The sequence below is a fragment of the Nocardioides panacihumi genome, from assembly GCF_039530925.1.
GTDB lineage: Bacteria > Actinomycetota > Actinomycetes > Propionibacteriales > Nocardioidaceae > Nocardioides > Nocardioides panacihumi.
Genome location: NZ_BAAAPB010000002.1, coordinates 243,502 through 250,983, shown reverse-complemented (window position 1 = coordinate 250,983; position 7,482 = coordinate 243,502). Strand labels below are relative to the sequence as shown.

The window sequence follows — 7,482 nt, the reverse complement described above, 5'->3', positions numbered from 1 at the left end:
GCTTCTCGAGGTCGCTGGCCACCTTCGCGATGAACTTGCTGGTGCCGACGCCCACGCTCGCGGTCAGACCCTCGGTCGCCTCGTGCACCCGGCGACGCAGGTCCTCGGCGAACGCCGTCACCGACGCCACCCCCAGGTCGCCGAGGGTCGACTGCTCGAGGTCCACGAACGCCTCGTCGAGGGAGAGCGGCTCGACCAGGGGCGACACGGTCCGGAGCAGGCCCATCACACGCTCGCTGATCTCGCGGTAGGCCGGGAACCGCGGGTAGAGGAACGCGGCGTGCGGGCATCGCGAGCGTGCCTCGCGTGTCGACATCGCGGAGTGGACGCCGTACTTCCTGGCTTCGTAGGACGCCGTCGCGACGACGCCGCGCCCCCCGACGCCGCCGACGATGACGGGCTTGCCGCGCAGGGACGGCTTGTCGCGTTGCTCGACGGACGCATAGAACGCGTCGAGGTCGAGGTGGAGGACGGAGGCGTGCTGGCGCACGCACGGAACCTACCCCGACGCGGCGCGCTGGCTCACCACCACCTGCCTCGGCGCCGTGTCGGCACTTCGCCCGTCACTCGCGTCACCGGACGGGCCGTCCATCCTCCACACCCATCCGTTCGTTCACCGTCGTCCCCAGGCATCTTCCCCTCCGACCGTGATCGTCGGCGCCCACGACGAGCGTGACGCCATGACCACCTTCACCGCGCGAAGCGCAGAGGACATCCTTGCCCTCGTCCCCGTCGTCATGGGCTTCGACCCGCACGAGTCGATCGTGATGCTCACCTTCGGCGGCCGGGAGTCGTTCCACGCCCGCGTCGACCTGCCGCCGCCCGACGACGTCGGCTCGTGCGTCGCGAGCCTGCTCGCCCCGGTCCGTCGGCACGGCGTCAGCGACGTCGTGTTCGCGGTCTTCAGCGGGCAGGACCGACTCGTCCGACGGGTCGCCAGGGCGCTGCAGCGCGCGTTCGAGACGGCCGGCGTGCGGGTGATCGACGTGATCCACGCGCACGACGGTCGTTGGTTCACGCCCCTCGGTCACAGCGGGGTCCCGACCCACGGGGTGCCGTACGACGTGAGCGATCACCCCTATCGCGCCCAGGCCGTCTTCGAGGGCCGGGTCACGGCCGCCTCGCGTGAGGAGCTGGCCGCGCGGCTGCGGCCCGTCCCGGCGGCGGTCGCCGCGATCGGCGACGCGCTCTCGGAGCTGTGGAGCCGTGTCCCGGAGCAGCTCCGGGACACCGTGGAGGAGTCGCCCTCGGAGGAGTCCGCTCGGGAGCTGGTCGACTCGGTCCGACCCGACGGGTCCGCTCTGCGGGCGATGCTGGACCGCCATCTGCTCGCCGGTACGGTGCCCGACGACGAGGAGACGGCGCGGATCCTGCTCGCCGTGCACAACGCGCAGATCCGCGACCACGCGTGGTTCGGCATGCGCAGGGTGGAGGCGGCGCACCACGTGCGGCTGTGGACCGACATCGTCAGGCGGGCGCCGGAGGGCCTCGTGGCCGGGGCGGCGGGCGTGCTCGCGTTCGCGGCTTGGATGCACGGGGACGGGGCGCTCGCCTGGTGCGCCGTCGACCGGTGCCTGGAGGATGAGCCCGATCACTCCCTGGGGCGGATCGTTGCCGATGCGCTCGAGCGCGCCGTGCCGCCGCTGGACGACTGGGAGGGCAGGTTTCCTGGTGGACTCGCTGGATAACGTTGGCCCATGGACGTCCGCACCGTCGGGGTCGAGGAGGAGCTCCTCCTTGTCGACACGGCCACCCGAGCCGTGAGTGGCCGATCAGTGGAGGTGCTCAAGCTCAACCGCGAGCACCTCAGCGGACGTGACCCCCACGTGGCGAGCGACGAGCTCGACCAGGAGCTGTTCCTGCACCAGATCGAGACCCGCACCGACCCGACCACCGACCTCGACGACGTCGCCCGCCAGCTCGTCGCGGCACGCCGGACCGCCGGAGACGCAGCGACGTCCGCCGGGCTCGGGGTCATCGCATCCGGCATCGTCCCGATCCAAGGTGATGAGCCCCAGGTCTCGCCGAACGCCCGTTACCGCGCCATGGTCGAGCTGTTCGGCGAGACCGCGCGCACCGGCAGCACCTGCGGCACCCACGTCCACGTCGCCATCGACTCGGCCGAGGAAGGCGTCGCCGTCATCGACAGGATCGTGCCGTGGCTCCCGATCCTGGTGGCGATCGGAGCGAACTCGCCCTTCGCCAGCGGCCACGACACGCGCTACGCCTCCTGGCGTTCGCAGGCGTGGACCCGCTGGCCGAGCGCCGGATCGACCGAGGCGTTCGAGAGTGTCGAGGGCTACCGGGAGGCGTCGCGCCTGCTGATGATGACGGGCGCGGCGCTCGACGACGGCATGCTCTACTTCGACGCGCGGCTCTCCGCCCATCAGCCGACCGTCGAGATCCGGGTGCTCGACGCGTGCACCGACCACGAGGACGCGGTCCTCGCGGCAGCGCTGGTGCGCGGTCTCGTCGTGACGGCCTCGCGGGAGTGGATGGCGGACGGGCCGATCGACCGGTGGCGCGCCGAGCTGCTCCGGGCCAGCCACTGGCGTGCCGCGCGGATGGGGCTGAGCAACACGCTGGTGCATCCGCGTCGACGCGAGCTCGAGCCCGCTCGCGACGTCCTGGACGCCCTCGTCGACCACGTGCGCGACGCGCTGGAGGAGGCCGGCGACCTGGAGCGCGTCGCGATCGGCATGGACCGGGTCATGCGGGCCGGAGGTGCGACGCAGCAGCGGGCGGCGTACGAACGCAGCGGCAGCGTGGAGGGCGTCGTCGACGACCTGCTCGCCCGCACCGAAGCCACTTGGCAGGGTTGAGGAAGGATCACGGATGGGTGAGGAAGTCGAGGAGCAGGAGTTCGGTGGGACCGACCGAGCCCGCTTCCGGGAGAAGCTGCGTCGCAGTCTCGACGTCCTGGCGCGGATGCTCGAGGAACAGCGGTTCGACGCGACCGACCCGATGACCGGCCTCGAGGTCGAGCTCAACCTGATCGACGACCAGGGGTTGCCGCTCCTCCGCAACGCCGAGGTGCTCGACGCCATCGACCATCCCGACTTCCAGACCGAGCTGGCTCGGTTCAACGTCGAGGTGAACGTGCCGCCGACGGCGCTCCACAGCGGTGGGCTGACCCGGCTCGAGGCGTCGCTGCGGGAGCGGCTCGACGACGCTCGAGCCCGGTCGACGACCGAGGGCGCCGACATGGTGATGATCGGGATCCTGCCGACGCTCGCGCCGGAGCACCTGGGGGCGCGGGCCATGAGCGCGGACTCGCGTTACTCGGTGCTCAACGACCAGGTCCTGGCCGCGCGCGGCGAGCACATCAGGATCAGCATCGAGGGTGCTGAGCGGCTCGAGATGGTGGCCGACACGGTGCTGCCAGAGGCGGCGTGCACCAGCACGCAGTTCCACGTCCAGGTTCGGCCGGACAGGTTCGCGGCGTACTGGAACGCGTCCCAGGCGGTCTGTGCCCTGCAGGTGGCGATCGGGGCGAACTCGCCGTACTTCCTCGGCAAGGAGCTGTGGCGCGAGACCCGCATCCCGCTCTTCGAGCAGTCCACCGACACCCGCAGCGAGGAGCTGCAGGCGCAGGGGGTGCGGCCGCGGGTCTGGTTCGGCGAGCGGTGGGTGACGTCGGTCTTCGACCTGTTCGAGGAGAACCGGCGCTACTTCCCCGCCCTGCTCCCTGTGGTCGACGACGAGGATCCGGTCTCGGTGCTGGACGGGGGTGGCACTCCGGGGCTCGCCGAGCTGCGGCTGCACAACGGCACGATCTACCGGTGGAACAGGCCGGTCTACGACGTCGCCGACGGCCTGCCCCACCTGCGAGTCGAGAACCGCGTCCTCGCGGCCGGCCCGACGGTCATCGACACGATGGCGAACGCGGCGTTCTACTTCGGCCTCGTCCGGACCCTGGCCGAGAGCGAACGACCGCTGTGGTCGCGGCTGCCCTTCGCCGCCGCGAGCGACAACTTCCACGCCGCCGCCCGCCGGGGCATCGCAGCCGAGGTCCACTGGCCCGGACGGGACCGGATCGCCGCGACCGACCTGGTGCTCGACCTGCTCGCGCCGGCCCGGGAGGGGCTGCTCGACTGGGGTGTCGAGCCCGCCGAGGCCGACCGCCTGCTCGACATCGTCGAGGAGCGGGCGAAGCGACGGGTCAACGGCGCGGAGTGGCTGGTCCGCCGGGTGCGGGAACGGTCGCGTGACGGCCGTCGCGCAGCGTTGCGGTCCACGCTGCTCGACTACCGCGACCGGATGCACACCGGCGAGCCGGTCCACACCTGGGACTAGGTGCCGGGGGAGCGGCGTCGCATCCGCACCCAGCTCATCTGCAGCCCGCTGCGGGGGTCGCGCCAGCCGTGCCGGTTGACGACGACGTAGACGAGGGGGAGTCCCGCCTCGCCGAAAGCCTGGCGGGCGCCTCCGAGCCATGCTGCGTCGACATCCTGGTCCACGAGCTCACCGGGCCGCGTCAGCCAGACGAGCGGAGTCCCGGCCAGGGCCGCACGCCGCACCAGGGCAGCGACGATGTCGGACCGCAGGGAGTGGTCGGTGGGCTCGTCCTGGCGGACGGGGTGCACGACGTCCCTGCCGCCTGGCAGCCCGAGATGAAGGATCGGCAGGTGCGTCTGGCGACGCTCGGCGACCGCGTGGTCGAGCACCGCCTGTCGCAGCGCCCGTCGCAGCGGCGTCGCGAGCGGCTCCACCAGCCCAGCCTCGTGTCCCATGGTCGCCAGACTGCCCGAGTCGGCTGCGGCGCGCCGACGACCGTCCACAGGCTGCCGCAGGCACCGCGTATGTGTAACGTGGCTCACACTGCCGAGCAATGGAGGTCGCGATGTCAACAGTCGTGGTCGGCTACGTGCCGAAGCCCGAAGGAGAGGCCGCGCTGGAGAAGGCGGCGCAGGAGGCTGAGCTCCGCGGGCTCAAGCTCGTCGTGGTGAGTTCCCACCGCGGCGGGCCGGACTACGACGAGAAGGCCGCCACCGAGCAGGACGCGGCGCTGGAGGACGTCCGGCGCCGGCTCGACGCCCGCGGAGTGCCGTACGTCATCCGCCAGCTCGTCCGCGGCTTCGACCCGGCCGACGACCTGATCAGCATCGCCGAGGCGAACGGCGCGGAGCTGCTCGTCATCGGCCTGCGCAGGCGCTCGCCCGTCGGCAAGCTGATCCTCGGCAGCAACGCGCAGCGCATCCTGCTCGACTCGCACTGCCCGGTCCTGGCGGTCAAGGCCGGCGACTGAGCACGCCGCCTGCGCGATGATGGCCCCATGGCCATCCAGATCGCCCAGGACCCCGCAGCCGACAAGGTGCTGGCGGACGACCCGTTCGCCCTCCTCGTCGGCATGATGCTCGACCAGCAGTTCCCGATGGAGCGCGCCTTCGCCGGACCGGCCAAGGTGCTGGACCGGTTCGGGACGCTGGATCCTGCGGCGATCGCGGCAGCGGATCCCGAGGCGTTCTCGGAGCTGTGCCGCCGTCCGCCGGCGATCCACCGCTACGGCGGCGCGATGGCGGCGCGGTTGCAGGAGCTGGCCACGGTCGTCGCGACCACGTACGACGGCGACGTCACGCGGGTGTGGACCGAGGCGACCAGCGGCGCCGACCTCCTCAAGCGGGTCATGGCGCTGCCGGGCTTCGGCAAGCAGAAGGCGCAGATCTTCGTGGCGCTGCTCGCCAAGCAGCTGGGCGTGCGTCCCGAGGGATGGGAAGCCGCCGTGGGTGCATATGCCGAGGAGGGGTACCGGTCCGTCGCGGACGTGGTCGACGCCGAGTCGCTGCAGAAGGTCCGCGCCCACAAGCAGGAGATGAAGGCGGCGGCCAAGGCTGCCGCTGCCCGTCAGTGAACGGCTGGTGACGGATCTTCGGGATCCGCGTGGCAGAATAGACACGCGGCTCTTGACGAAACCGGGCCTCGCCGCGCCCCGAAGCCACTTTCACGAGAGGTGTTCGTGTCCTCGAACGCACGCAAGATCCCCGCTGAGGTGCTGAGCCACCCGGCAGTCGTGTCGCTCATCGACCGGGCCAGGCCCACCGGTCGTGTGACGCCGGAGGAGGTGCGCCAGGCGACCGCGCAGGCCGCCGTCGAGCCCCGGCATCTCAAGGCGCTGCTCGGCCACCTGAGCACGTTGGGGATCTCGGTCGACCTGGGCGCACCCGGCCTCAAGGTCGCGGCCGCGACGTCGACCACCAAGAAGACGACGACCGCGAAGACCGCCGCCAAGAAGGCGGCTGCGACTCCGTCCCCGGCCGACGCGTCGGCCGCACCCGTCAAGGACGCGGACGACGAAGGCGACGAGCCCGAGCTCGAGGACGTCGACCCCGAGGAGACCGACCTCGAGGACGTCGCGGTCGTCGACACCGTCGACGAGGACGACGCCGCGGCCAAGGTCGGCCCCGACGGCAAGAAGATCCTCCCCGACATCCCGGACGACCAGTTCGAGAAGGACGTCGCGAGCGACCCGACGATCGTCGAGGACGAGAAGGAAGCCTCCTTCGTCGTCTCGGCCGCTGACGACACCGACGAGCCCGAGCAGCAGGTCATGGTCGCCGGCGCGACCGCGGACCCGGTGAAGGACTACCTCAAGCAGATCGGCAAGGTGCCGCTCCTCAACGCCGAGATGGAGGTCGAGCTCGCCAAGCGGATCGAGGCCGGCCTGTTCAGCGACGAGAAGCTCGCCAAGGGCGGCAAGATCACGCCGAAGCTCGAGGAGGAGCTCGAGTGGATCGCCGAGGACGGCCGCCGCGCGAAGAACCACCTGCTCGAGGCGAACCTGCGACTCGTCGTCAGCCTCGCCAAGCGCTACACCGGTCGCGGCATGCTGTTCCTGGACCTGATCCAGGAGGGCAACCTCGGTCTGATCCGTGCGGTCGAGAAGTTCGACTACACCAAGGGCTACAAGTTCTCGACGTACGCCACCTGGTGGATCCGGCAGGCCATCACCCGCGCCATGGCCGACCAGGCCCGCACCATCCGTATCCCGGTGCACATGGTCGAGGTCATCAACAAGCTCGCCCGGGTCCAGCGCCAGATGCTCCAGGACCTGGGTCGCGAGCCCACGCCGGAGGAGCTGGCCAAGGAGCTCGACATGACCCCGGAGAAGGTCATCGAGGTCCAGAAGTACGGCCGCGAGCCCATCTCGCTGCACACGCCCCTCGGTGAGGACGGCGACAGCGAGTTCGGTGACCTCATCGAGGACTCCGAGGCGATCGTCCCGGCCGACGCGGTCAGCTTCACCCTGCTGCAGGAGCAGCTGCACGCCGTGCTCGACACGCTCTCCGAGCGCGAGGCCGGCGTCGTGAGCATGCGCTTCGGCCTGACCGACGGCCAGCCGAAGACGCTCGACGAGATCGGCAAGGTCTACGGCGTCACGCGCGAGCGGATCCGTCAGATCGAGTCGAAGACGATGTCGAAGCTGCGTCACCCGTCGCGCTCGCAGGTCCTGCGCGACTACCTCGACTGATCCACGCCAACGTC

At 71.0% G+C, this 7,482-nt stretch carries 8 protein-coding genes; 6 read left to right on the top strand and 2 right to left on the bottom strand.

The window, feature by feature from the left end; translation table 11 throughout:
- On the bottom strand, positions 1-490 hold a 490-nt coding region (locus ABD205_RS10355), incomplete at its 3' end, for a Y-family DNA polymerase (protein ID WP_486348419.1).
- A gap of 190 nt (positions 491-680) precedes the next feature.
- Between ABD205_RS10355 and ABD205_RS10350 the strand changes: the two genes are divergently transcribed.
- Genes ABD205_RS10350 through ABD205_RS10340 form a run of 3 tightly spaced genes read left to right on the top strand, consistent with a single transcriptional unit; the run spans position 681 to position 4,296 of the window.
- Positions 681-1,688 carry a DUF4192 domain-containing protein gene (locus ABD205_RS10350; protein ID WP_344044724.1) on the top strand — a complete coding sequence of 336 codons (1,008 nt, stop codon included), beginning with the start codon at positions 681-683 and terminating at the stop codon, positions 1,686-1,688.
- A 9-nt stretch (positions 1,689-1,697) separates the two neighbouring features.
- Positions 1,698-2,822 (top strand): carboxylate-amine ligase, encoded by a 1,125-nt coding sequence (locus ABD205_RS10345; RefSeq protein WP_344044723.1) that lies wholly within the window; start codon positions 1,698-1,700, stop codon positions 2,820-2,822.
- A 13-nt stretch (positions 2,823-2,835) separates the two neighbouring features.
- Positions 2,836-4,296: a glutamate-cysteine ligase family protein gene (locus ABD205_RS10340; RefSeq protein ID WP_344044722.1), complete on the top strand. Its 1,461-nt coding sequence runs from the start codon at positions 2,836-2,838 to the stop codon at positions 4,294-4,296.
- Here the strand turns inward: ABD205_RS10340 and ABD205_RS10335 are convergent.
- On the bottom strand, positions 4,293-4,733 hold the full coding sequence (locus tag ABD205_RS10335) for a hypothetical protein (RefSeq protein ID WP_344044721.1): 441 nt from the start codon (positions 4,731-4,733) through the stop codon (positions 4,293-4,295). The genes ABD205_RS10340 and ABD205_RS10335 overlap by 4 nt on opposite strands.
- A 110-nt stretch (positions 4,734-4,843) precedes the next feature.
- Between ABD205_RS10335 and ABD205_RS10330 the strand changes: the two genes are divergently transcribed.
- The 3 genes from ABD205_RS10330 (at position 4,844) to ABD205_RS10320 (ending at position 7,468) form a co-directional block, all read left to right on the top strand.
- Positions 4,844-5,248, top strand: a complete 405-nt coding sequence (locus tag ABD205_RS10330) for a universal stress protein (protein ID WP_344044720.1) — start codon at positions 4,844-4,846, stop codon at positions 5,246-5,248.
- Between the two features lie 27 nt (positions 5,249-5,275).
- Positions 5,276-5,851, top strand: a complete 576-nt coding sequence (locus tag ABD205_RS10325; protein WP_344044719.1) for an HhH-GPD-type base excision DNA repair protein — start codon at positions 5,276-5,278, stop codon at positions 5,849-5,851.
- A gap of 138 nt (positions 5,852-5,989) precedes the next feature.
- A complete protein-coding gene (locus tag ABD205_RS10320) occupies positions 5,990-7,468 on the top strand; it encodes an RNA polymerase sigma factor (protein WP_425573052.1) in 1,479 nt (492 codons plus the stop codon).
- The last annotated feature ends 14 nt before the right edge of the window (positions 7,469-7,482 follow it).

What these genes read in the sequence shown, in the direction of transcription:
- ABD205_RS10350 (WP_344044724.1), top strand. Translation starts at nt 681, where the DNA reads ATGACCACCTTCACCGCGCGAAGCGCAGAGGACATCCTTGCCCTCGTC.
- ABD205_RS10330 (WP_344044720.1), top strand. Translation starts at nt 4,844, where the DNA reads ATGTCAACAGTCGTGGTCGGCTACGTGCCGAAGCCCGAAGGAGAGGCC.
- ABD205_RS10345 (WP_344044723.1), top strand. Translation starts at nt 1,698, where the DNA reads ATGGACGTCCGCACCGTCGGGGTCGAGGAGGAGCTCCTCCTTGTCGAC.
- ABD205_RS10335 (WP_344044721.1), bottom strand. Translation starts at nt 4,733, where the DNA reads ATGGGACACGAGGCTGGGCTGGTGGAGCCGCTCGCGACGCCGCTGCGA.
- ABD205_RS10340 (WP_344044722.1), top strand. Translation starts at nt 2,836, where the DNA reads ATGGGTGAGGAAGTCGAGGAGCAGGAGTTCGGTGGGACCGACCGAGCC.
- ABD205_RS10325 (WP_344044719.1), top strand. Translation starts at nt 5,276, where the DNA reads ATGGCCATCCAGATCGCCCAGGACCCCGCAGCCGACAAGGTGCTGGCG.